Source organism: Caballeronia sp. LZ003, assembly GCF_031451465.1.
Lineage (GTDB): Bacteria > Pseudomonadota > Gammaproteobacteria > Burkholderiales > Burkholderiaceae > Caballeronia.
This window is the reverse complement of sequence record NZ_JARUXJ010000001.1, coordinates 1,481,584-1,502,180: the sequence shown is the minus strand read 5'-3', so window position 1 is coordinate 1,502,180 and position 20,597 is coordinate 1,481,584. Positions and strand designations below refer to the sequence as shown.

20 protein-coding genes are annotated in these 20,597 nt (G+C 63.0%); 3 read left to right on the top strand and 17 right to left on the bottom strand.

The window, feature by feature from the left end:
- Positions 1–321: 321 nt before the first annotated feature.
- From otsA to mltG, 9 genes are all read right to left on the bottom strand, one after another.
- Entirely contained in the window at positions 322–1,704 is a 1,383-nt protein-coding gene (gene otsA, locus QCE79_RS06580; RefSeq protein ID WP_309842822.1) for an alpha,alpha-trehalose-phosphate synthase (UDP-forming), read from the bottom strand.
- Positions 1,705–1,774: 70 nt separating this feature from the next.
- Positions 1,775–3,007 carry a mechanosensitive ion channel domain-containing protein gene (locus tag QCE79_RS06575; RefSeq protein ID WP_309842820.1) on the bottom strand — a complete coding sequence of 411 codons (1,233 nt, stop codon included), beginning with the start codon at positions 3,005–3,007 and terminating at the stop codon, positions 1,775–1,777.
- A 212-nt stretch (positions 3,008–3,219) separates the two neighbouring features.
- Entirely contained in the window at positions 3,220–3,576 is a 357-nt protein-coding gene (locus QCE79_RS06570) for a Rap1a/Tai family immunity protein (protein WP_244827894.1), read from the bottom strand.
- A 76-nt stretch (positions 3,577–3,652) separates the two neighbouring features.
- Positions 3,653–4,405: an ankyrin repeat domain-containing protein gene (locus QCE79_RS06565; protein ID WP_370652110.1), complete on the bottom strand. Its 753-nt coding sequence runs from the start codon at positions 4,403–4,405 to the stop codon at positions 3,653–3,655.
- Positions 4,406–4,456: 51 nt separating this feature from the next.
- Positions 4,457–5,251 carry a TatD family hydrolase gene (locus tag QCE79_RS06560; protein WP_309842814.1) on the bottom strand — a complete coding sequence of 265 codons (795 nt, stop codon included), beginning with the start codon at positions 5,249–5,251 and terminating at the stop codon, positions 4,457–4,459.
- 3 nt (positions 5,252–5,254) lie between these two features.
- Positions 5,255–5,767 (bottom strand): GNAT family N-acetyltransferase, encoded by a 513-nt coding sequence (locus QCE79_RS06555; protein WP_244827896.1) that lies wholly within the window; start codon positions 5,765–5,767, stop codon positions 5,255–5,257.
- A 19-nt stretch (positions 5,768–5,786) separates the two neighbouring features.
- The gene (locus QCE79_RS06550) at positions 5,787–6,836 is read right to left on the bottom strand and encodes a DNA polymerase III subunit delta' (protein WP_309842808.1); all 1,050 of its coding nucleotides are present in this window, start codon (positions 6,834–6,836) and stop codon (positions 5,787–5,789) included.
- A gap of 37 nt (positions 6,837–6,873) precedes the next feature.
- A complete protein-coding gene (tmk, locus tag QCE79_RS06545) occupies positions 6,874–7,494 on the bottom strand; it encodes a dTMP kinase (protein ID WP_244827898.1) in 621 nt (206 codons plus the stop codon).
- Positions 7,495–8,505 (bottom strand): endolytic transglycosylase MltG, encoded by a 1,011-nt coding sequence (mltG, locus tag QCE79_RS06540; RefSeq protein WP_244827899.1) that lies wholly within the window; start codon positions 8,503–8,505, stop codon positions 7,495–7,497.
- Positions 8,506–8,608: 103 nt separating this feature from the next.
- On the opposite strand from mltG, the gene QCE79_RS06535 reads away from it, so the two are divergent.
- Together QCE79_RS06535 and QCE79_RS06530 are read left to right on the top strand one after the other, a co-directional pair.
- Positions 8,609–9,619 (top strand): folate-binding protein, encoded by a 1,011-nt coding sequence (locus QCE79_RS06535; RefSeq protein WP_309842802.1) that lies wholly within the window; start codon positions 8,609–8,611, stop codon positions 9,617–9,619.
- Between the two features lie 5 nt (positions 9,620–9,624).
- Positions 9,625–10,443 (top strand): NRDE family protein, encoded by an 819-nt coding sequence (locus QCE79_RS06530; protein WP_309842800.1) that lies wholly within the window; start codon positions 9,625–9,627, stop codon positions 10,441–10,443.
- Positions 10,444–10,544: 101 nt separating this feature from the next.
- On the opposite strand, the gene QCE79_RS06525 is transcribed toward QCE79_RS06530, so the two are convergent.
- The 8 genes from QCE79_RS06525 to QCE79_RS06490 all read right to left on the bottom strand — a co-directional run bounded on the left by QCE79_RS06525 (position 10,545) and on the right by QCE79_RS06490 (position 18,821).
- Positions 10,545–11,498 carry an alpha/beta hydrolase gene (locus QCE79_RS06525; RefSeq protein ID WP_309842797.1) on the bottom strand — a complete coding sequence of 318 codons (954 nt, stop codon included), beginning with the start codon at positions 11,496–11,498 and terminating at the stop codon, positions 10,545–10,547.
- A gap of 19 nt (positions 11,499–11,517) precedes the next feature.
- On the bottom strand, positions 11,518–12,372 hold the full coding sequence (locus QCE79_RS06520; RefSeq protein WP_309842795.1) for an SDR family oxidoreductase: 855 nt from the start codon (positions 12,370–12,372) through the stop codon (positions 11,518–11,520).
- A gap of 37 nt (positions 12,373–12,409) precedes the next feature.
- Positions 12,410–13,414: an NADP-dependent oxidoreductase gene (locus tag QCE79_RS06515; protein WP_250509023.1), complete on the bottom strand. Its 1,005-nt coding sequence runs from the start codon at positions 13,412–13,414 to the stop codon at positions 12,410–12,412.
- A 25-nt stretch (positions 13,415–13,439) separates the two neighbouring features.
- Positions 13,440–13,910: a PaaI family thioesterase gene (locus tag QCE79_RS06510; RefSeq protein WP_244827907.1), complete on the bottom strand. Its 471-nt coding sequence runs from the start codon at positions 13,908–13,910 to the stop codon at positions 13,440–13,442.
- Between the two features lie 5 nt (positions 13,911–13,915).
- Complete coding sequence (locus QCE79_RS06505; RefSeq protein WP_244827908.1) at positions 13,916–14,218, bottom strand: Dabb family protein; 303 nt, start codon at positions 14,216–14,218, stop codon at positions 13,916–13,918.
- Between the two features lie 68 nt (positions 14,219–14,286).
- Positions 14,287–14,913 carry a bifunctional nicotinamidase/pyrazinamidase gene (pncA, locus tag QCE79_RS06500; protein WP_309845219.1) on the bottom strand — a complete coding sequence of 209 codons (627 nt, stop codon included), beginning with the start codon at positions 14,911–14,913 and terminating at the stop codon, positions 14,287–14,289.
- A gap of 11 nt (positions 14,914–14,924) precedes the next feature.
- The gene (locus QCE79_RS06495) at positions 14,925–17,009 is read right to left on the bottom strand and encodes a 3-hydroxyacyl-CoA dehydrogenase NAD-binding domain-containing protein (RefSeq protein WP_309842791.1); all 2,085 of its coding nucleotides are present in this window, start codon (positions 17,007–17,009) and stop codon (positions 14,925–14,927) included.
- A gap of 153 nt (positions 17,010–17,162) precedes the next feature.
- A complete protein-coding gene (locus QCE79_RS06490) occupies positions 17,163–18,821 on the bottom strand; it encodes a 3-(methylthio)propionyl-CoA ligase (protein WP_250464839.1) in 1,659 nt (552 codons plus the stop codon).
- A gap of 150 nt (positions 18,822–18,971) precedes the next feature.
- Here QCE79_RS06490 and QCE79_RS06485 point away from each other — a divergent pair, with 150 nt between their 5' ends.
- Positions 18,972–20,582, top strand: coding sequence for a protein adenylyltransferase SelO (locus QCE79_RS06485; RefSeq protein ID WP_404989119.1), 1,611 nt, complete (start codon positions 18,972–18,974; stop codon positions 20,580–20,582).
- The last annotated feature ends 15 nt before the right edge of the window (positions 20,583–20,597 follow it).

The window sequence follows — 20,597 nt, the reverse complement described above, 5'->3', positions numbered from 1 at the left end:
GTGAACTTCGTGCCGGCCGGCGTCAGCGCTGCAATGCTCGTTCTCGCGTCATGCGAAAAGGTCGCGCCAAGTTCCCTAAACGTTCGGGCAAGTCGCCTGAACGTGTGTCGAGTATGACAGTAGGCCGTAAGGTCTGGATAACGAGGTTTGCCCTAGGCGACGGCGCGCTCGTTTTGCGCGCTGGTTTGGCACGTGATGTCATTATCGATGGCTCATGCGTTAGCACCGCCGCCTATTTCACTTTCATCGCTCTGTTACAGGTCCGAAACAATCGTTTTCGATGGCGGTTACGGATTCTTTTTCATGGCTGGCGCGGGCTTCTTACGCAAGTTTGCCACGAAGATCGGCAAGGAAATTGTCCCGCCACACGCCCAGATCGTATTTGCGCAGCGAAGTCATGTTGGTTTCGTAGCGCTGGCGGCGTTCCGAGAGCGGCATGGCGAGCGCGCGCGAGATGGCGTCGCTGGTGCCGACGATGTCATGCGGATTCACCATCACCGCGCCCGTCATTTCCGCAGCCGCGCCGGCGAATTGCGACAGCACGAGCACGCCCGGATCGTCGGGATTCTGCGCGGCGATATATTCCTTGGCGACGAGATTCATGCCGTCGCGCAAGGGCGTGACGAGCCCGACTTGAGATTCGCGGAACAGCGACATCAGCTTCCACCGGTCGTAACGCTGATTCAGATACCGGATAGGTGTGTAATCGAGACCGGAATAGCGCCCGTTGATGCGCCCTGCTTCGTATTCCAGGTTCTGGCGGATCTGTTGATACGTCTCCACGTCCGAACGCGTAGGCGGCGCAATCTGCACGAGCGTGACATTGCCGCGCCATTCCGGCGACTTCTCCAGAAAATGCTCAAACGCGCGAAAGCGCTCGACGAGCCCTTTCGAATAATCGAGCCGATCGACGCTCATGATGAGCTTGCGCCCTTCCAGACTCTGCTTGAGGTCCATGACATCCTGACGCGCTTCGCCGCGCTCGGCCTGTTCGGCGATCTCGTCCGGGAACACGCCGATGCGGTAGACGCCCGTCGTGAGCTTGCGACCGAACGCTTCGACATGTCCGTCGGGCGTCGCCGTGCCGTGCGCGTGCCGCACGATGTAATCGTGGAACGCGGTCTGATCGCCCTCGGTCTGAAAGCCCACGACGTCATAGCAGCACAGCGACTTGACGAGCTCCTCGTGAGGCGGAATGTTCAAGAGAATTTGCGGCGACGGAAACGGGATATGCAAAAAGAAGCCGATGCGATTCGTCACACCCGCGCTGCGCAACGCCTCGGCGAACGGAATCAGGTGATAGTCGTGCACCCAGATCACGTCTTCCGGTTCGAGCAGCTTGATGAGTTTGTGCGCGAGCCATGAATTCACGCGCCGATACCCTGCGTATTCGTCACGATCGTAGACGGCGAGATCGTTGCGATAGTGGAAAACCGGCCACAGCATGGCGTTGGAAAAGCCGCGGTAGTACTGGTCGTAGTCCTTCTTCGGCAGGCCGACGGTGGCGAACGTCACCGCGCCGTCCTGCTGTAGCGTCGGCCCCTGGTTCGCGACGGTCTCGCTCACCACGTCACCGCTCCAGCCGAACCACACGCCGCCGCTGTCTTTCAGCGCGCCGAACACGCCGACGGCGAGGCCGCCCGCAGAGCCCTTGGTTTCGGTCGGGGTAGCGACCCGGTTGGATACGACGACGAGACGGCTCATGAGTATTCCTTTTTCGTTTGCTGACTACGATGATTCGGTTGCGGTGCTTCGCTTGAGATTTCTGTCGCTTCTATCGCTTCAGCGCACCCACCGGCGCGGTCGATGCCGCCGAGTTCGCGCGCGGATCGGGACCCGTGCGCTCGCCCCGGCTCGCGACCGGGTCCGCCGCGGTATTCGCGGTGGTGGGCGATGCCGTGTTGGCGCGTTCCAGCGGCGGCGCGAAGTCTACGTGCTTGCTGTCGGTGGAGAGATCGGCCCGTGCGCGTGGCAGATACTGCGGATACGCCGCCTGCACGAAATTCAGCAAGCCTTCGCGCACCCGGCAGCGCAAATCCCAATTGAGCGCGGAGTCGAAGGAACTGACGAGCGCGCGCAATTGCATGGCGTGCTCGGTGGCATCGGTGACTTGCAGCACTTGCACGCGGCCGTCCCACTCCGGCGCGCTCGCCAGAATGCGTTCGAGTTCCGCGCGCAGCGGCGCGATCGGCATGCGGTAATCGACGAAAAGAAACACCGTGCCAATGATCTGCGAGCTATTGCGCGTCCAGTTGGTGAACGGATTCTCGATGAACCATTGCAACGGCACGATCAGCCGCCGCTGGTCCCAGATGCGGATCGACACATAGGTACCCGTGATCTCTTCGACGCGGCCCCACTCGCCCTGAATCACGACGACGTCATCGAGACGAATGGGTTGGGACAGCGCGATCTGCAAGCCGGCGATCAGATTGCCGAGCACGGGCCGTGCGGCGATACCCGCGACTAAACCCGCCACGCCGGCGGAAGCCAGCAAGCTCGCGCCGATCTGCCGCACGCTCGGAAACGCCATGAGCGCCCCGCCAAAACCGATGATCACGATCACCACCATGACCGAGCGCGCCAGCACGCGCGCCTGCGTGTGGATGCGGCGCGCGTTGAGATTGTCGTCGGTATCGAGCGGATGCGCCTGCACGATCGCCTCGCCCACCGCGCTCGCCGAACGCGCGGCGAGGAACGTGAGCGCGCCGATCAACGCGACGGTTTCGATATCGCGCAATACGCCGATGAGCGGCAGCGTGTCCGGCGCCTCGAAAATCACGAAGCCGAACGCGAGCATGATGACGAGGACGAGCGCGGGCGCGTCGATGTAGCGCAACACCGTGCTCATCAGCGGATACGGCCGCGCGACGCGCGTCAAGACGCGCGCACCGATCCGATGCACCCCGATGGCGACGATCAGGGCGATGGCGGCGGCGCACAGCGCGCCGGGCCAGGTGCCGAGCGGGCGCTCGGCTAGATCGAGAAAGCGGTCGAAAGAAAGCATGAGCGTCGCGGGATCAGCCTCGCAGGAAGGTGGATACGGCGGCCGCGTGCACGAGCCTCGCCACTATGCGCCATGTCGGACGCATCGTGCGCGGTTCGTGCTGCCGGGGTGCGTCTTTAGTCGGCGTCCAGGTCGGCTTCTACGTCTTCAAGTGCAGAGGCGGGCGGCGTCGAGCATCAAGCAAATTCGCTGCCCGCCTCGCAGCCTTGCGATCAACGTTCCGCCTTGCAGGGAAACGCCTTGCCAAGTCCGAGCGACACCATGGTCGTCGCATTGAAGCCGGACTTGTCGGGATTGTCCGCGATGTACTTGCGCACTGCATCGGTCAGTTGTTGCGGCTTGACTTCGGCGGGCAGGCAAAAGTATTGGCCGACTTGCGGGCCGGAGGTTCCGCCAATTGCCTCGATGGTGTTATACACGCCGTCCGCGGCGCCTTCGATATAGGCCGCGCAGGCAGTACGGGAGTTCGGGTCGGTCTTGGTGCAAAGTTGATTCAAATCGCTGCCAGTGAATGCGAACGCGCTGACGGGCGTGGCGAGAACACAGGCGAAGACGAATTTCCGCAGCATGGTCTTCCTTTTATGTGGAGCGGCGGCTCAAAGGGGCGCGGCGGCCGCGCCTGGCCGCCCGCTCCCCGTGGTTACGTTATTTTGCACTGTTTGTGCTGCTTGCGGCGCCCGTCGAGGCCGCCGGCATGGCGTCGAGGCGTGCCTGCAGGCCTTCCGCGACGTCCTTCTCGTTGTACTTCTTCGCGAAATCCACAGCCGTCATGCCGAGCTGGTTCTTCACGCGCAAGTCCGCGCCTTCGTCGAGCAAAAGCTTGCAGGTGGACAGATGCCCGCCGCGCGCGGCCATCATGAGCGGCGTCGTGCCGTTCGGCGCGCCGGCATCGATATAGGCCGAATGGTCGAGCAGAATCTTCACGATATCGTCATGACCGTTGGTTGCCGCGTAGTGCAGCGGCGACCAGCCCTTCTTGTTCACTTCGGCATCCTTGGCGATCAGGAGATTCACGAAAGTCGCGTCGCCGTTGAGCGCGGCGAGCATCATCGCGTTTTCACCGGCCGGGTCCTGCTTCTCCAGATCGGTCTTGGGATTGTCGGCAAGCGCCTGGCCTACCTTGTCCGACTTCTCGCGCGCGGCGATCACGATGAGCGGTGCGCCCGTGTTGTCGACGGTATTCGGGTCCGCGCCCTGCGAAAGCGCCTTCTTGACCGAGGAGATGTCGTCGAACTTGACGTCCTTGATGAGCGCGTCCACGGACTCGGCCAACGCGGGTTGCGCGAACGCGCACGCGGCGAGCAGCACGCCGACCAACATTTGCCGCGTGCTCGAACGTGTGCTCGTGCGCTTGCTTTGTCCCGCTTCACGCGAGGAAAACATCGGGGATTTATTCATAGTGAACCTTTGGATTACCCTTGAAACAGTGGTTCTCGCCGAGCGTGCCGGTCAGACGGCCTGCGCGCCCGGCGGGATCTTGAACAGCCGGAAGAAGTTGTCGGTGGTGGCTTTCGCGACTGCTTCGTCCGTCTCTTCGCGCAACTGCGCGATGTGACGTCCGACATAGCTCACGTAAGCTGGTTCATTCGGCTTGCCGCGATACGGCACCGGCGCGAGATATGGCGAGTCGGTTTCGATCAGCAGACGTTCGAGCGGCACGCGCCGCGCCACGTCGTGCACGTCCTCGGCCTTCTTGAACGTTACGATGCCCGAAAGCGAAATATGAAAGTTCTGCGCGAGCGCGGCTTGCGCCACTTCCCACGTCTCGGTGAAGCAATGCATCACGCCGCCCGGCACGCTCGCGCGTTCTTCTTCCATGATACGCAGCGTGTCTTCCGCCGACGAACGCGTATGGATGATGAGCGGCTTGCCGGTCTCGTGCGCCGCGCGAATGTGGTTACGAAAGCGCTCGCGCTGCCATTCCATGTCGGCGATGCTGCGGCCTTCCAGCCGGTAATAGTCGAGCCCGGTCTCGCCGATTGCGCAGACTTTGGGATGCCGCGCTAGTTCCACTAGTTGCGCGACGCTCGGTTCCGTTGCGTCTTCGTGGTCCGGATGCACGCCAACCGATGCGAAGATGTGCTCGTGCCGCTCGGCGATATCGAGCACCGATGGCAGCGTCTCCAGATCCACCGACACGCAAAGCGCGTGCGTGACCTTCTGCTCGCGCATCTTGTCGAGCACTTCGGGCAGCCGGTCGGCGAGGCCTTCGAAATTGATGTGACAGTGGGAATCGACGAACATTCGCTACTCCTTTGCTCTCGCGCCAAGCCGCAAGCCGAGAATGACGAGATCGCGCTCGACGCCGTCCAGAACCGCGACGCGCGGCAGCGTGCCCCACGACTCGAAACCGAAGCTGCCGAAGAGCTTCATGCTCGGCTCGTTATGTCCGAAGACGAAGCCGAGCACGGTGTCCACATCAAGCGTCGGCGCGCGCTCCAGCGCTTCGTGCAACAACTGCTTGCCGAGCCCCTTGCCGCGCGCGCGTTCGTCGAGATAAATGCTCACTTCGACCGTGCGCGCGTAGGCCGGACGGCCGTAGAAATCGGAGAAACTCAGCCACGCGATGACTTCGCCGCCCTCTTCCACGACCCACAGCGGACGCTTGTCCGGTCCGTGCGCGTGAAACCAGGCAAGGCGGCTTTCGACTGGGACCGGATCGAGGTCGGCCGTGACGAGGCGCGAGGCGACCGTCGAATTGTAGATGGCGACGATGGCGGGCAGATCGTCCAGCGTGGCGTCTCGATATTGAAGACTCATGGCGTGATTGCGTTCAGGTTCAGGCGAAGATGCCGCGATAGCCCATGAAGAGTTCCTCGAACACGAGACGCGCGTTCAACGGATGATTCTCCACGGCGCGTTGCCGCGTGACGGTTTTCATGTAGCGCGAAAGCGCAGCCGGGTCGGCGCTGGCGGCGCATCGCGCGAGCGCCTTGGCCGCGCCCGGAAAATAGCGCGGGCGGCCTGCCGTGCGCTCGGCGAGCACGTCGTAAAGCCAGCGTTGCAGCCAGCCGAGCACCAGCGGCACCGGCAGTTTCTGCAGGTTTTCGCCGCACGCGAAGGCGTCGCAGTTCGGGCCGGCCGCAAGTTGCGCCAACGTGAAATCGCGCAGCGCGCGGTTCTCGTCGCTCGCGAGCGCAAGCGCGTTGAGCGGCGCGCCGCCCGCTTGCGCGAGAAGCCCGGCGGCATCGTCGATACCTCGTGACGCAAGCCACGCGCGCGCTTCGTCGAAGGGCGGCACGCTCATCGGCCACTGTCGGCAGCGGCTGATGATGGTTGGCAACAAGCGGTCGATACGCGCCGACACCAGCAGGAACACGACGCCCGAAGGCGGTTCTTCCAGCGTTTTCAAGAGCGCGTTGGCCGCCGCGACATTGAGCGCTTCGGCGGGATAAAGCAGCACAACACGCAAGCCGCCGCGATGCGATCCGAGACTGCAGAAGTCGAGCAGCGCGCGTACCTGTTCGATCTTGATTTCCTTGCTCGGCGCGCGGCTCTTCTTGCCTTCGTCGCCATCGGCTTTCTCGGCTTTCTCGGCGGATGCATCGGCGGAAGAATCCGCGCCTGCCGCCGCAAGCCCTGCAAGCGCCTCGGGCAACACCGCGCGGTAGTCGGGATGATTGCCCTGCGAGAACCACAGGCAAGCGGAACACGTGCCGCACGGCTCGCCGCTCGGCAGATGCGTTTCGCACAGCAGCCCCTTCGCCAGATGCTGAGCGAATTGCAGCTTGCCGATGCCCGCTTCGCCATGCAGCAAAAGCGCATGCGGCCAGTTCGCGCGTAGCTGCTGGAGACGCTGCCAGTCGTTGGCTTGCCAGGGATAAATCATCGGCGGTTCAGTGGGTTAGGCGTTGCTTGAGCGTGGATCAAAGGCTCGCGATGACATCTTCGAGCTGCGTGCGGATATCGTCGATGGGCCGGCTCGAATCGACGATAAAAAACCGCTGCGGCGATTCGGCCGCGCGCCGCAGGTATTCGGCGCGCGTGCGCTTAAAAAATGCCTCCGATTCGCTCTCGAACTTGTCCGGCGCGCGCGCGGCCGAACGGCGCTCGCTCGCGGTCTCCGTCGGAATGTCGAACAGAACGGTAAGGTCCGGCTGAAAACCGCCCTGCACCCAGCGTTCCAGCGCTTCCAGCTTGTCGCGCGGCAGACCGCGTCCACCGCCCTGATAAGCAAAGGTGGCATCCGAAAAACGGTCCGACAGCACCCAGTCGCCATGCGCGAGCGCCGGTTCGATGACCTGCGCGAGATGCTCGCGGCGCGCGGCGAACATGAGGAGCGCCTCGGTTTCGAGGTCCATTGGCTGATTCAGCAGAATGCCGCGCAACGTTTCGCCGAGCGGTGTGCCGCCCGGCTCGCGCGTCATCACGACCGAGCGCGCGTGCGCGGCGAGTTTTTCGGCGAGCCGCTCGCGAAACCACTCCAGATGCGTGGTCTTGCCCGCTCCGTCGATACCCTCGAATGTAATGAACTTGCCCCGCGCCATTCACTGACCCCGGATGTATTTGTCGACGGCCTTGTTGTGGTCGCCCAGGTTGTCGGAAAAGATGCTGCTGCCGTCGCCGCGCGACACGAAATAGAGCGCATTGCTCGCGGCGGGATTGAGCGTCGCGGTGAGCGCGGCCACACCGGGCAGCGCGATCGGCGTGGGCGGCAGACCCATGCGCGTGTAGGTATTGTACGGAGTGTCGGTCTGCAGATCCTTTTTCTTCAGATGCCCGCCGTAAGCCGGACCGAGGCCGTAGATGACGGTCGGGTCGGTCTGTAGCGGCATGCCGATCCGCAGCCGGTTGGCGAACACCGCCGCCACGAGCGGCCGGTCGGTTGCGCGCCCCGTCTCCTTCTCGACGATCGACGCCATGACGAGCGCCTCGTAAGGCGTCTTGTAAGGCAAATTCGGCGAGCGTGTGTTCCAGGCTTCGGTGAGCCGCTGCTGCATGATCCGGTACGCGCGCTTGTAGACCGTGAGGTCGCTCGTGCCTTTGTCGAAAAGATAGGTATCCGGGAAAAACAGTCCTTCCGCCGATGCCTTGTCCACCTCGGGCGCGCCGATTGCACGCAAGAGGTCCGTGTCGGACATGCCGGCGGTGTCGTGCGCGAGCGCGGAGTTGGCGTCGAGTTCGGCGCGCATTTTTTGCAACGTCCAGCCCTCGATGACGGTGGCCACGTACTCGTTGACGTCGCCGCGCGCGATCTTTTGCAGCACTTCATAGGGTGTCACGCCGCTTTTGAACGCGTAATTGCCGGATTTGAGCTGCGACGAAAGCCCGAGCACGCGCGTCATCAACACGAAAAGCTCCGATTCGACCGGCACGCCGCCGCGAATCAATTGGGCGCTGACGCTGCGCAGGCTGCTATGAGGCTTGATGGTGACGTCGAGTTCAGCGGGCGTGAGATTCATCGGCCGATTGGCCCAATAATAAACGCCACCTGCGAGCGCCGCCGCGAGCACCGCGACGATCACCACCGCCACGACGCATTTCTTGAAAAGGGACATGCCAGACACACTAGGAATAAGACCAATATAATAACTTGTCCGCCTGCGCCCCGGTCAGTTTGACCGGCCGGACCGACTGACAGGATTGACCGCACTTGACGCCATGAATTCCCAAACCCAGCTTTCCCCCGGTTCTGCTCCAAGCGCCATTCCCGCCGACGACTTCGAAGCCGTGAAGACAGCGGGCGTTTTCGTGCCGCTCACGCAGTTCGGCGTGATCGACATCAAGGGCGAGGATGCCGCTTCGTTTCTGCACAACCAGGTCACCAACGACGTCCAGCATCTCGACGCATCCACGGCGCGCCTCGCGGGCTATTGCTCGCCGAAGGGACGCCTGCTGGGTTCGTTTCTCATGTGGCGTTCAGCCGATACCGTGCGTCTCTTGATCTCGCACGATGTCCAGGCGCCCGTGCAAAAGCGTCTGTCCATGTTCGTGCTGCGCGCAAAAGCGAGGTTGAGTGACGCGACGCCGGAACTCGCGGCAGTCGGCTTTGCGGGCGATGTGCGCGCGGCGCTCTCCGGCATCTTCGATGCGTTGCCCGACGGCGTGCATGTCAAGGTGGAAGGTCCGCATGGCGCGCTGATTCGTGTGCCGGATGCGGCGCATCGGGCGCGTTTCCTGTGGGTCGGCCCGAGGGCCGATATCGAAGCACGACTGCCCGAGCTCGGCGAGAAGTTGCGGCGCGCGGGACCGGCGCTGTGGGACTGGCTCGACATCCATGCGGGCGAGCCGCGCATCACGCAGACGACGACCGAGCGGTTCGTCCCGCAGATGGTCAACTTCGACGTGCTGGGCGCGGTGAACTTCAAGAAGGGTTGCTATCCGGGACAGGAGATCGTCGCGCGCAGCCAATATCGCGGCACGATCAAGCGACGCACGGCGCTCGCGCACGGCGAATCGGCGACGCCGGGCGCCGAGCTCTTCCATTCGGCCGATCCCGGTCAGCCTTGCGGCATGGTGGTCAACGTGGCGCCGGCCGAGGGCGGCGGCGTGGATTGTCTTGTGGAGATCAAGCTGGCGTCGCTGGATAACGGCTCGGTGCACGTCGGCGCCGCCGATGGCCCCGCGCTCGAATTCGTGCCGCTGCCCTACGCCTTTCCTGCCGACGCCTGAACGCCATGTGCCTGATCGTCTTCGATTGGCAACCCCAGGCCGCGCCCGCCAACGGCCGCGCGCTGCTGACGCTGGCGGCGAATCGCGACGAGTTCTTCCGCCGCGAGACCGACCCGATGCATTGGTGGACCGACGCGCCCGGTGTGCTCGCGGGCCGGGATCTGACGGGCGGCGGCACGTGGCTTGGCGTAACGCGCGACGGGCGCTTTGCCGCGCTGACGAACTATCGCGCGCCGAGCGAGATTCGGCCGGATGCGCCCACGCGTGGCACGTTGGTCAGCAAATATTTGACGGGCGAGCGCGTCGAGCCTTTGAAGTATCTCAAGCGCGTTGCCCTGGAAGGTCATCGGTACAACGGCTTCAATTTGCTGTGCGGGGATTTCACACGACGTGAGCTCGGGTGGTATGGCAATCGCGCCGATGCCGAGCCTGTTTTGCTCGAAGCGGGCGTGCATGGGTTGTCGAATAGCTTGCTGAACACGCCGTGGCCGAAGCTCGTCGCCCAGCGCGATGCTTTACGCGATTTGATTCACGCCGATGAGCGGCCATCGCTCGATGAGCTGATCGAAACCTTGCGTGACCCGCGTATCGCCGACGATCACGTCTTGCCATCCACTGGCCTTTCCATCGAGCGTGAACGCGTGTTGTCGGCGGCGTTTATCGAGACCGATGAATACGGCACGCGCGGGACGACGGCGTTGCAAGTGTTGCCGCTGACGCATGGTATTGAGCTGCATGTCAAGGAACGCAGTGACGATGACGGTTCGCACAAGGTCGTGCGGCCGGGGGATTTTGTGCGGGCGTTCAGGTTTGAGGTGGCGTGACGCATGATCGCCGCGACCCACGTTTCAACAGTAAGAGCACTATCGCGGTAATCGCAATGGCGATAAATTCGCCAGGTACTTTTCAGAATCTAATCAAGCCCTCATCCCAACGCCTTCCTCAACGCAGCCACCGCATCCGCATGCGCCCGCGCCACGTCGCGAACAAACCCGCCCATCTTGAAGAACTCGTGAATCATCCCTTCATACCGCATGAGTTCCACCGATACGCCCTGCGCTGAAAGCTTCTCCGCGTAAGCGATATCTTCATCGTAAAGCGGATCATGATCCGCGGCCGCGATCCACACCGGCGCCACGCCACGAAAATCCGGCTGCCCGCCCGCCGCATCCAGCGGCGCAAAACGCCAGTCGTCCCGGTCGCGTTCATCGCGCACGTACTGCTCGAAGAACCATTGAATCGTCTCTGCGCTCAGCAAGTACCCTTCGGCAAGCCGCGCATGCGATTCGCTTCGCTGCCACGCGCTCGTCCCCGGATAAATCAGCATCTGCAATTGCAAGGCGATGCCTGCATCGCGCGCCAGCACCGAACACACCGTCGCGAGCGTGCCGCCCGCGCTGTCTCCACCAATCGCGATGCGAGCCGGATCGATCCCCAACGTGGACGCCTCGCGCGCGAGCCATTGCAAGGCGTCGAAGGCATCGTTCACGGCGACCGGAAACTTGTGTTCGGGCGCAAGCCGGTAATCGACCGATACCACCGCGCAGCACACGTCATGCGCGAACTTGCGGCACAGCGCGTCGTGCGTCTCGATGCTTCCCACCGTAAAGCCGCCGCCATGCAGATACATGAGCGCGCCAAGCGGCTCCGCCCAATTCGGCTCGATCGGATAATACGCACGCATACGAATGGACCCGCCATCGCGCATAGGAACGGGAAGATCTTCGACACGCGCCATGGGCAACGGCGCGACATCGAGAATGGGCGCGCTCATCGCATAGGCGGCGCGCGCTTCTTGCGGCGTGAGCGTGTGATAAGGCGCGCGCCTCGCGCGTGCGATCATCTGCAAGACTTGCGCGACCTGGGGATTGAGCTGCATTGTCATGCCGATGCCGAGGTCAACGCGACTTGAGCGACATGGGATCGCTCGGGTCGCGCAGCTGCGCGATGTCGTCCAGCCGCAGCTGCACCGAAGGCATGATGTTCGGATGCGTGACCACATAAAAACGATTCGCGCGGATGGCGTCGAAGGTCAGTTCGGCGACATCCCGCGCCGATAGCTTGCCGTGCTCCACCGCCTTTGCCAGTTGCCGCGCCGCGAGCTTCTGCGACGCCGTCATCTCTTCGTCGTTGACGAGCGCGCCGGGCCGCGCGCGTTCGGCATCGGCGATACCGGTCGGCACGAACGCCGGACACAACAAGGACACGCCGACCGACGCGCGCGCGAGCCGCAGATCGTGATAAAGCGTCTCGGTCATGGCCACGACCGCATGCTTCGACGCGTTATAGACGCCCATTGCGGGCGCGGCGAGCAGCCCCGCGACCGAAGCCGTGTTGACGATATGCGCCGGTTCGTTCTGGGCCAGCATGATCGGCGTGAACGCGCGAATGCCGTTGGCAACACCCATCACGTTGACGCCGAAGACCCATTGCCAGTCGTTCGCGCTGCTCTCCCAGATGAAGCCGCCAGCGCCCACGCCCGCGTTGTTGAAGAGCAGATGCGCGCCGCCGAAGGCATCGAGCGTGGCGCGGGCGAGTGCATCGACGTCCGCGGGATTCGAGACGTCCGTTCGCACGCCGCGCGCCTCGGCGCCTCGTTCGCGCAGCGATGTCACGGTGGCATCGAGCGCGGTGGCGTCGATATCGGCGAGTACGAGCTTCATGCCGAACGCCGCGCCCTTTAGCGCAAACTCGCGGCCGAAGCCGCTCGCCGCGCCAGTGATCACGGCGACTTTTCCTTCGAAGCGGTCCAAGCGGGCTCCTTTCTCGCGTGGTGTGGTACTCGGCGCGTCAGATGAGTTTGACGAGCTGCTTGCCGAAGTTCTTTCCGCGCAAAAGACCGAGGAACGCTTCGGGCGCATTTTCCAGTCCCTGCGCAATGGTCTCGCGGTAGATCAGCTTCTTGGTCGCGACGCGTTCGCCGAGTTCCTTCAACGCTTGCGGCCACAATTCCATGTGCTCGCTCACGATGAAACCCTGCAGCTTCAGACGCTGCGTGAGCAAAATGCGCGGCGCCTGCAGCGGCAATGGCTTGCCGTCGTAGCCCGAGATCATGCCGCACAACGCAATACGCCCGTGCGCGTTCATGCGCGGCAACACGGCATCGAGCACTTCGCCGCCGACGTTTTCGAAATAGCCGTCGATGTCATCCGGCGCCGCGGCTTTCAGCTCGTCGTACAAATGGCCCGCCTTGTAGTCGATGCACGCGTCGAAGCCCAGCGTCTCGACGACATAGCGGCACTTCTCGGCGCCGCCCGCAATGCCGATCACGCGGCAGCCCGCCGCCTTCGCCAGTTGCCCGACCACGCTGCCGACCGCGCCGCTTGCCGCGCTCACGGCGACCGTATCGCCAGCCTTCGGTTCGATGATGCGATTCAGGCCATACCAGGCCGTCACGCCCGGCATGCCGACCGGGCCGAGATACGCGGACAGCGGAACGTGCGTGGTATCGACGGCATAAAGACCCGTGCCGTCCGATGTCCCGTATTCCTGCCAGCCGTACATGCCGACCACGTTGTCGCCGACCTTGAACTTCGGATTGCGCGACTCGACCACTTCACCGACCGTGCCGCCGATCATCACTTCGTTCAAAGCCTGCGGCGCGGCGTATGACTTGGCATCGCTCATGCGCCCGCGCATGTACGGATCGAGCGACAGATAGTGATTGCGCACGCGCAGCTCGCCTTCCCGCAGCGGCGCAAGCGGTGTTTCGACGAGCCTGAAATTGTCGGTCGATGCCTCGCCTTCCGGTCGCGATACCAGCAATACCTGGCGATTCTTCTGAGCGTCTGCCATTGCGAATCCTCCTGTTCGGAATGAATCAAGCGTCGCTCGGTCCCGGCGTGGCCTTGGGATCGGAACGCATTTTCTGTTTCACGATATCGCGGCCCACTGCGAGCCTGCGCATGTATTTGAACGTGCCTAGCGCCTTGGCGACGAAATGCCCTTCGCTGTCGCGCACTTCGCCTTCGCAATACGCCATGGTGGTGGAGCGATGCAGCACGCGCCCGATGCCGCGCAATTCACCGCGTCCCGGCTGCATGAAGTTCACCTTCATCTCGACGGTAACGACGCCGATGCCATTGCCCGCGAGACTGCGCGCGGCGAGTGCCAGCGCGGAATCGAGCAAGGTCATGGTGACGCCGCCGTGCGCGATGCCCCACGTGTTCAAATGCGCATCTTCGAGCGCAAGCCGCACTTCCGCTTCGCCGTCGGCGGCCTTGACCAATTCCACGCCGAGCGAGTCGATGAACGGGCTTTCGATGGCGACGTCATGTGGCTTGTCGGTCATGGTCGTCACACTTCGTAGTCGACGCATTGACGGTCTTCGCGCACCGCGGCAATGAAGTCTTTCAGCGCCACGTGCTTCGGATGCACCTGATAAGCAACGAGCGCCGCTTTGTCGTCGAAGTCGGAGACGAGCACGACATCGTAAGTGCAGTCGAAACCCGGTTGCGCCGTACCGACCTCGAAATGCCCCTGCCCCTTAACGATGCTGCGGCAGGTTTCGAGCTTCTCCTTGAGCTTCTGCGCATTCTCCGCGCGGCTCGCGCCTTCCGCCGACTCCTTCAGCTTCCACATGACGATGTGACGTAACACGGCAACTCCTGGTCAAGAAAACGATGAAGGCAGAAGCGTAGCAAAGATTCGCCGGTAGCTTCGGAGGCTCACGCGAGCAAATAATCCGAGCGTATGCGTTCGATGCCCGCGTCGCGCATTTCGCGCCACGCTCGATCAAGCGAGCCGTCGAGATCGATCGCGCGGCACGCGTCTTCTATCACGCTCACTTCGAAGCCCGCGCGACGCGCATCCAACGCGGACCACGCAACGCAATAATCCGTCGCCAGTCCCGCGACCCATACGCGCTTCGCACCGACGTCGCGCAGATAACCTGCAAGACCCGTGGGTGTCACGCGATCCGCTTCGAGAAACGCGGAGTAGCTGTCGACATGTTCGTGATGCCCCTTGCGGATCACGAGCCGCGCGTGCGGTAGTTGCAGGCCGCGATGCAGCGCAGCGCCCTCGGTGCCCTGCACGCAATGCACCGGCCACAGCACCTGTTCGCCGTAAGGCATTGTCATCATGTCGAAGGGCGCGCGTCCTTCGTGATTCGCTGCGAACGAGACATGCGAGCGCGGATGCCAGTCCTGCGTCAGAACGACATGCGAGAACGCGCGCGCCAGGCGGTTGATGACGGGCACCACCTCATCGCCTTCCTTCACGGCGAGCGCGCCGCCGGGCATGAAATCGTACTGCACGTCCACGACGAGTAAAACGTCTTCTACGGGTTTCATCATGCTCATCTTCAAGGGTTGAACCGGCCGTTGACCGCCGCGAGTTGCGTCACGCGGGCGGCGGGCTGCCATGCGTCGCCGTTGGGCTGTTGCGCGTAGCGGCGCATGGCGCGTTCCACGGCGGCGAGGCCGATGGTGTCGGCATAGAACATCGGGCCGCCGCGCCAGAGCGGGAAACCGTAACCCGTCAAATAGACCATGTCGATATCCGAGGCCTTCGAAGCGATGCCGTCTTCGAGAATACGCGCACCTTCGTTGACGAGCGCGAGCATGAGCCGCTCGACGATTTCATCGTCCGCGATATGCCGTCTTTCGATGCCTGCTTCCTTCGAATACGCGACGATCATGTCGTCGACCGCTTGTGATGGCAGCGCATCGCGCTTGCCTGGCTCGTAGTCGTACCATCCCGCACCGGTCTTTTGTCCGAAGCGGCCCGCTTCGCACAGCCGATCCGCGATTTTCGAATAGCGCAACTCCGGCTGCTCGACATAACGGCGCTTGCGAATGGCCCAGCCGATGTCGTTGCCCGCAAGATCGCTCATGCGAAACGGCCCCATGGCGAAGCCGAAATGTTCGATTGCGCGATCGATCTGCGCGGGCAGCGCGCCTTCCTCCAGCATGAAAAGCGCCTGCCGCAAGTACAGTTCGACCATGCGGTTGCCGATGAAGCCATCGCATACGCCCGAGACCACGGCCGTCTTCCTGATCTTCCGCGCGAGTTGCATGACGGAGGCGAGCACGTCCTTGTCCGTTTTCGCGCCGCGCACCACTTCGAGCAGCTTCATCACGTTGGCGGGACTGAAGAAGTGCGTGCCGATGACATCGCCCGGACGTTTCGTGAACGCGGCGATTTTGTCGAGATCGAGCGTCGATGTGTTCGATGCGAGAATCGCGCCGGGCTTCGCGACTTCATCGAGGCGGCGGAAGACTTGTTCCTTCACGCCCAGGTCTTCGAATACCGCTTCGATGATCAAGTCCGCGTGCGCGAGGTCCGCATAATCGAGCGTCGGTTGAATGAGGGCCATGCGTTCATCGACCTCGTCTTGCGTGAGCTTGCCCTTCTTCACTTGCGCTTCGTAATTGCGGCGCACGTTCGCCAAACCCCGGTCGAGTGCGTCCTGTTTCGTTTCGAGCAGCACGACGGGAAATCCCGCGTTGATGAAGTTCATCGCGATGCCGCCGCCCATCGTGCCCGCGCCGATCACGCCGATGCGCTCGATCTTTCTGACGGGCGTATTCGACGGCACATCCGCGATCTTGGACGCCGCGCGTTCGGCGAAGAACGCGTGCCGCAGCGCGCGGCTTTCCGGTGTCTGCACGAGCGCGAGAAAGCATTCGCGCTCGAAGGCGAGCCCGCGTTCGAAGCCTTCTTTCAGGCCTTTTTCGATGGCATCGATGCACTTGTGCGGTGCCGGAAAATGCTTCGCCGTCGCGATGGCGTTCGCGCGCGCGGCCTGGACGATTCGATCGGCATCCGTGTGTTCGATGGGGCGTTCGCGCACTTGCGGGTGCTTGCTGTCACGCTTGGCGACGTGCTGAGCGAAACGCACGGCGCCATCGAGCAAGTCGCCTTCGATCATTTGGTCGAAGAGCGCGGTATTCGCGAGTCGTTCGGATGATACCGGCGTCCCTGACACGATCATGCCAAGTGCCCTTTCGAGGCCAACCACGCGCGGCAGCCGTTGCGTGCCGCCCGCGCCGGGCAGGAGGCCGAGCTTCACTTCGGGCAGCGCGATCTGCGCGCCGGGCGACGCCACGCGGTAATGCGCGCCGAGCGCGAGTTCGAGGCCGCCGCCCATCGCCACGGCGTGAATCGCCGCGATCACCGGCTTCGCGCTGCCCTCGATTGCTTCGATGACCGTCTTGAGCGTCGGTTCTTGCGTCGCCTTCGGCGTATTGAATTCGGTGATGTCCGCGCCGCCCGAAAACGCCTTGCCGGCGCCGATCACGACGATGGCGCGCACGTTGTCTTCGTCACGCGCGCGCTCGATGCCTTCCACGATGCCAAGCCGTGTCGCGTGCCCGAGGCCGTTCACCGGCGGATTGTCGAGTGTGATGACGGCGACGCCGTTGTGGATCGTGAAGTGCACAGCCATGAAGATGTCTCCCGTTCGCGCGTCTTTGGCGAGCTTATTGTGAGTGATCGACGCAGAATACACAAAGGAGAACGATCGTTCAAATGCGCGTCGTCCGGCGAATGAAAACGCCCCGGATCGACCGGGGCGCTAGGTCAGCGGGAAGCGCTGGTATCAAGATGTCTTCTCACCCTTCTCCGGCAGCACATGCTCCCGATACAACGCGCGCAGCCGCACCTTCTGCAGCTTGCCCGTCGCCGTATGCGGCAACTCGTCGGCGAACACGACATCGTCCGGAATCCACCACTTCGCGACCTTGCCTTCGAAATGCGCGAGCAAATCCTCACGCGTGATGGTCGCGCCCGGACGCAGCACGGCGACGATCATCGGCCGCTCCGTCCACTTCGGATGCGAGCACGCAATGCACGCCGCTTCCGCCACCTGCGGATGCGACACCGCGATGTTCTCCAGATCGATCGAACTGATCCACTCGCCGCCCGACTTGATCACGTCCTTGCTGCGATCGGTGATGTTCATGAAGCCATCGGCGTCGATGGTCGCGACATCGCCCGTTGGAAACCAGCCGTCGATGAGCGGCGACTCGTCGCGCCGGAAATAGCGGTCGATGACCCACGGTCCGCGCACGTGCAGATCGCCGAACGACTGGCCGTCCCAAGGCAGTTCGTGGCCGTCGTCGCCGACGACTTTCATATCGACGCCAAAGAGCGCGCGCCCCTGCTTTTCGAGCGAGATGCGCTGTTCCTCGGCCGAACGCTGCTTCTGCCGGAAACTCAGCCGCGCGAGCGTGCCGAGCGGCGACATCTCCGTCATGCCCCACGCATGAATCACCTGCACGCCGTAGTCTTCCTCGAAGGTCTTCAGCATGGCGGGCGGACACGCCGAGCCGCCGATCACCGTGCGCTTCAACGTCGAAAAGCGCAAATCGTTCTGCTTCATGTAGGCGAGGAGCGCCAGCCATACGGTCGGCACGCCCGCCGAATAGGTGACGCCTTCCGCTTCCATCAACTCGTAGAGCGACTTGCCGTCGAGGTCCTTGCCGGGAAACACCAGTTTCGCGCCGACGAGCGGCCCTGCATGCGGAATGCCCCACGCGTTGACGTGGAACATCGGCACGACGGGCAGGATGGAATCGCTCGATGACGCGCCCATCGCATCGGGCAAGGCCGCGCCATAAGCATGCAGCACCGTCGAGCGATGCGAATACAGCGCGCCCTTCGGATTGCCTGTCGTTCCCGACGTGTAGCAAAGAAACGATGCCTGACGTTCATCGAGCATCGGCCATTCGTAGACGCCATCCTGTTCGCCGACGAGACTTTCGTAGCTCATCACCGGCACGCTCAGGTTCGAAAGATGCTGCTCGATGCAGGCGGCATCGCCGAGTGCGATCCAGCCTTTCACGTTCGGACACTGCGGCGCGATCATCTCGACGAGCGGCGCGAAGGTCATGTCGAACAAGACGTACGAATCGTCCGCATGATCGATGATGAACGCGACCTGATCCGGAAAGAGACGCGGATTGATGGTGTGGCACACGGCGCCCATGCCCGCCACGCCGTAATAGCACTCCAGATGCCGGTAGCCGTTCCAGGCCAGCGTGCCGATGCGCTCGCCCTGCTCCACGCCGAGCGCGATCAAGGCCTGCGCGAGTTGCTTCGCGCGCTTCTCGCAATCGCGGTAGGTGTAGCGATGGATATCGCCTTCGATACGCCGCGACACGATTTCCGTATCGCCGAAGTGGCGCGAGGCATGGGACAACAGGGACGACGCGAGCAACGGTATTTCCATCATCTGGCCGTAAAGCGGCGACGTCATGGGTGATTTCCTCGGTGAGTCGGTTGGCGAGTCTGGGCTTGAATCATTGGATCGGTCATTGGCTTTGCGCCGCCCGATGCCCGGCCGGGTGCGGCCCTGCAGGCCCGCGGGCGCGGATTTACAATATCGTTTAACCAAAAGGCGCTCAATATGTCGTTTTCCCCAAGCAATGCCGTGCGTGCAGCGTCCTGCGAGAAGGCTTCCGGCGCTGATTCCATGGACGCCATCGTCGCCGCGATCAAGGTTGGCCAGCCCGGCTCGTTCGCGGCGCTCGGGGCCGCGTTCCTCACGCGCCTTCCCGCCACGCCGGTGCCCGATCCTTATCTCGTCGCGATCTCGCGCGAAACGGCGGACATGCTCGGCATCGATCCGGATGTCGCGGAAGGCAGCGAGCAAAAGCGCTTTGCCGAATACTTCGCCGGCAATCCCACGCACGAATGGCCCGCCGGCGACCTGCCTTACGCAGCGGTCTATTCGGGGCATCAGTTCGGCGTGTGGGCAGGTCAATTGGGCGATGGCCGCGCACTTACACTCGGCGAGATCGAGCCAGACACCGATCGGGACCATGACGGCACACGCTTCGAACTTCAGCTGAAGGGCGCGGGCCGCACACCGTATTCCCGCATGGGCGATGGCCGCGCCGTGTTGCGTTCGTCGATCCGCGAATTCCTGTGCTCCGAAGCCATGCACCATCTGGGCATTCCCACGACGCGCGCGCTCGCCATCGTCGGCTCCGATATGCCGGTGCGGCGCGAGAGCATGGAAACAGCGGCGATCGTCACGCGCGTCGCGCCGAGCTTCGTGCGCTTCGGGCATTTCGAACACTTCTATTCGAACGACCGCGTCGACGATCTCAAAGCGCTTGCCGATCACGTGATCGAGCGCTTCTATCGGCATTGTCGCGATGCCGACGATCCCTACCTCGCGCTCCTCGACGAAGCCGTGCGCAGCACCGCCGATCTGATGGCGGAGTGGCAAGCCGTCGGCTTCTGTCACGGCGTGATGAACACCGACAACATGTCCATTCTCGGTCTCACGATCGACTACGGCCCGTTCGGTTTCATGGATGGCTTCAACGCGCATCACATTTGCAACCACACGGACACGCAAGGGCGCTATTCGTACAGCCGTCAGCCGCAGGTCGGCTATTGGAACCTGTTTTGTCTGGCGCAGGCGCTGGTTCCGCTCGTCGGCGCGAACCTGCCGGAAGAAGGCCGTGCGCAACGCGTGGTCGAGGAAGCGCAGAAGGTTCTCGAACGCTACAAGGCGCGCTTCGGCCCTGTGTTCGAAGCGAAGATGCGCGCCAAGCTCGGCCTCGAAATCGCGCGCGAAGGCGATGACAAACTCGCCAACGGTCTGCTCGAAATCATGCACGCGAACCGCGCGGACTTCACGCTCACGTTCCGGAACTTGTCGAAGCTCGCGAAATCCGATACCTCGAACGATTCGCCCGTGCGCGACCTCTTTCTCGACCGCGCCGCTTTCGACGCGTGGGCGGTGCAGTATCGCGAACGTCTCGCGCACGAAACGCGCGACGATACGGATCGCGCGGCCGCGATGAATCGCGTGAATCCGAAGTACGTGCTGCGTAATCACCTGGCCGAACAGGCGATTCGCCAGGCGAGCGAAAAGGATTACACCGAAGTGGCGCGGCTTCTCGACGTGCTGCGCCGTCCCTACGACGAACAACCCGAATACGAAGCCTACGCCGGCCTGCCGCCCGACTGGGCGAGCGATCTGGAAGTGAGTTGTTCTTCTTAGGATCGCCCCAAAATA

Excerpts from the sequence above, each read along its gene's own strand:
- otsA (WP_309842822.1), bottom strand. The coding sequence starts at position 1,704 with ATGAGCCGTCTCGTCGTCGTATCCAACCGGGTCGCTACCCCGACCGAA.
- QCE79_RS06575 (WP_309842820.1), bottom strand. The coding sequence starts at position 3,007 with ATGCTTTCTTTCGACCGCTTTCTCGATCTAGCCGAGCGCCCGCTCGGC.
- QCE79_RS06565 (WP_370652110.1), bottom strand. The coding sequence starts at position 4,405 with ATGAATAAATCCCCGATGTTTTCCTCGCGTGAAGCGGGACAAAGCAAG.
- QCE79_RS06485 (WP_404989119.1), top strand. The coding sequence starts at position 18,972 with ATGTCGTTTTCCCCAAGCAATGCCGTGCGTGCAGCGTCCTGCGAGAAG.
- QCE79_RS06550 (WP_309842808.1), bottom strand. The coding sequence starts at position 6,836 with ATGATTTATCCCTGGCAAGCCAACGACTGGCAGCGTCTCCAGCAGCTA.
- QCE79_RS06515 (WP_250509023.1), bottom strand. The coding sequence starts at position 13,414 with ATGGCAGACGCTCAGAAGAATCGCCAGGTATTGCTGGTATCGCGACCG.
- QCE79_RS06535 (WP_309842802.1), top strand. The coding sequence starts at position 8,609 with ATGAATTCCCAAACCCAGCTTTCCCCCGGTTCTGCTCCAAGCGCCATT.
- tmk (WP_244827898.1), bottom strand. The coding sequence starts at position 7,494 with ATGGCGCGGGGCAAGTTCATTACATTCGAGGGTATCGACGGAGCGGGC.
- QCE79_RS06495 (WP_309842791.1), bottom strand. The coding sequence starts at position 17,009 with ATGGCTGTGCACTTCACGATCCACAACGGCGTCGCCGTCATCACACTC.
- QCE79_RS06555 (WP_244827896.1), bottom strand. The coding sequence starts at position 5,767 with ATGAGTCTTCAATATCGAGACGCCACGCTGGACGATCTGCCCGCCATC.
- mltG (WP_244827899.1), bottom strand. The coding sequence starts at position 8,505 with ATGTCCCTTTTCAAGAAATGCGTCGTGGCGGTGGTGATCGTCGCGGTG.
- QCE79_RS06510 (WP_244827907.1), bottom strand. The coding sequence starts at position 13,910 with ATGACCGACAAGCCACATGACGTCGCCATCGAAAGCCCGTTCATCGAC.
- QCE79_RS06530 (WP_309842800.1), top strand. The coding sequence starts at position 9,625 with ATGTGCCTGATCGTCTTCGATTGGCAACCCCAGGCCGCGCCCGCCAAC.
- QCE79_RS06490 (WP_250464839.1), bottom strand. The coding sequence starts at position 18,821 with ATGACGTCGCCGCTTTACGGCCAGATGATGGAAATACCGTTGCTCGCG.
- pncA (WP_309845219.1), bottom strand. The coding sequence starts at position 14,913 with ATGAAACCCGTAGAAGACGTTTTACTCGTCGTGGACGTGCAGTACGAT.
- QCE79_RS06525 (WP_309842797.1), bottom strand. The coding sequence starts at position 11,498 with ATGCAGCTCAATCCCCAGGTCGCGCAAGTCTTGCAGATGATCGCACGC.
- QCE79_RS06560 (WP_309842814.1), bottom strand. The coding sequence starts at position 5,251 with ATGTTCGTCGATTCCCACTGTCACATCAATTTCGAAGGCCTCGCCGAC.
- QCE79_RS06570 (WP_244827894.1), bottom strand. The coding sequence starts at position 3,576 with ATGCTGCGGAAATTCGTCTTCGCCTGTGTTCTCGCCACGCCCGTCAGC.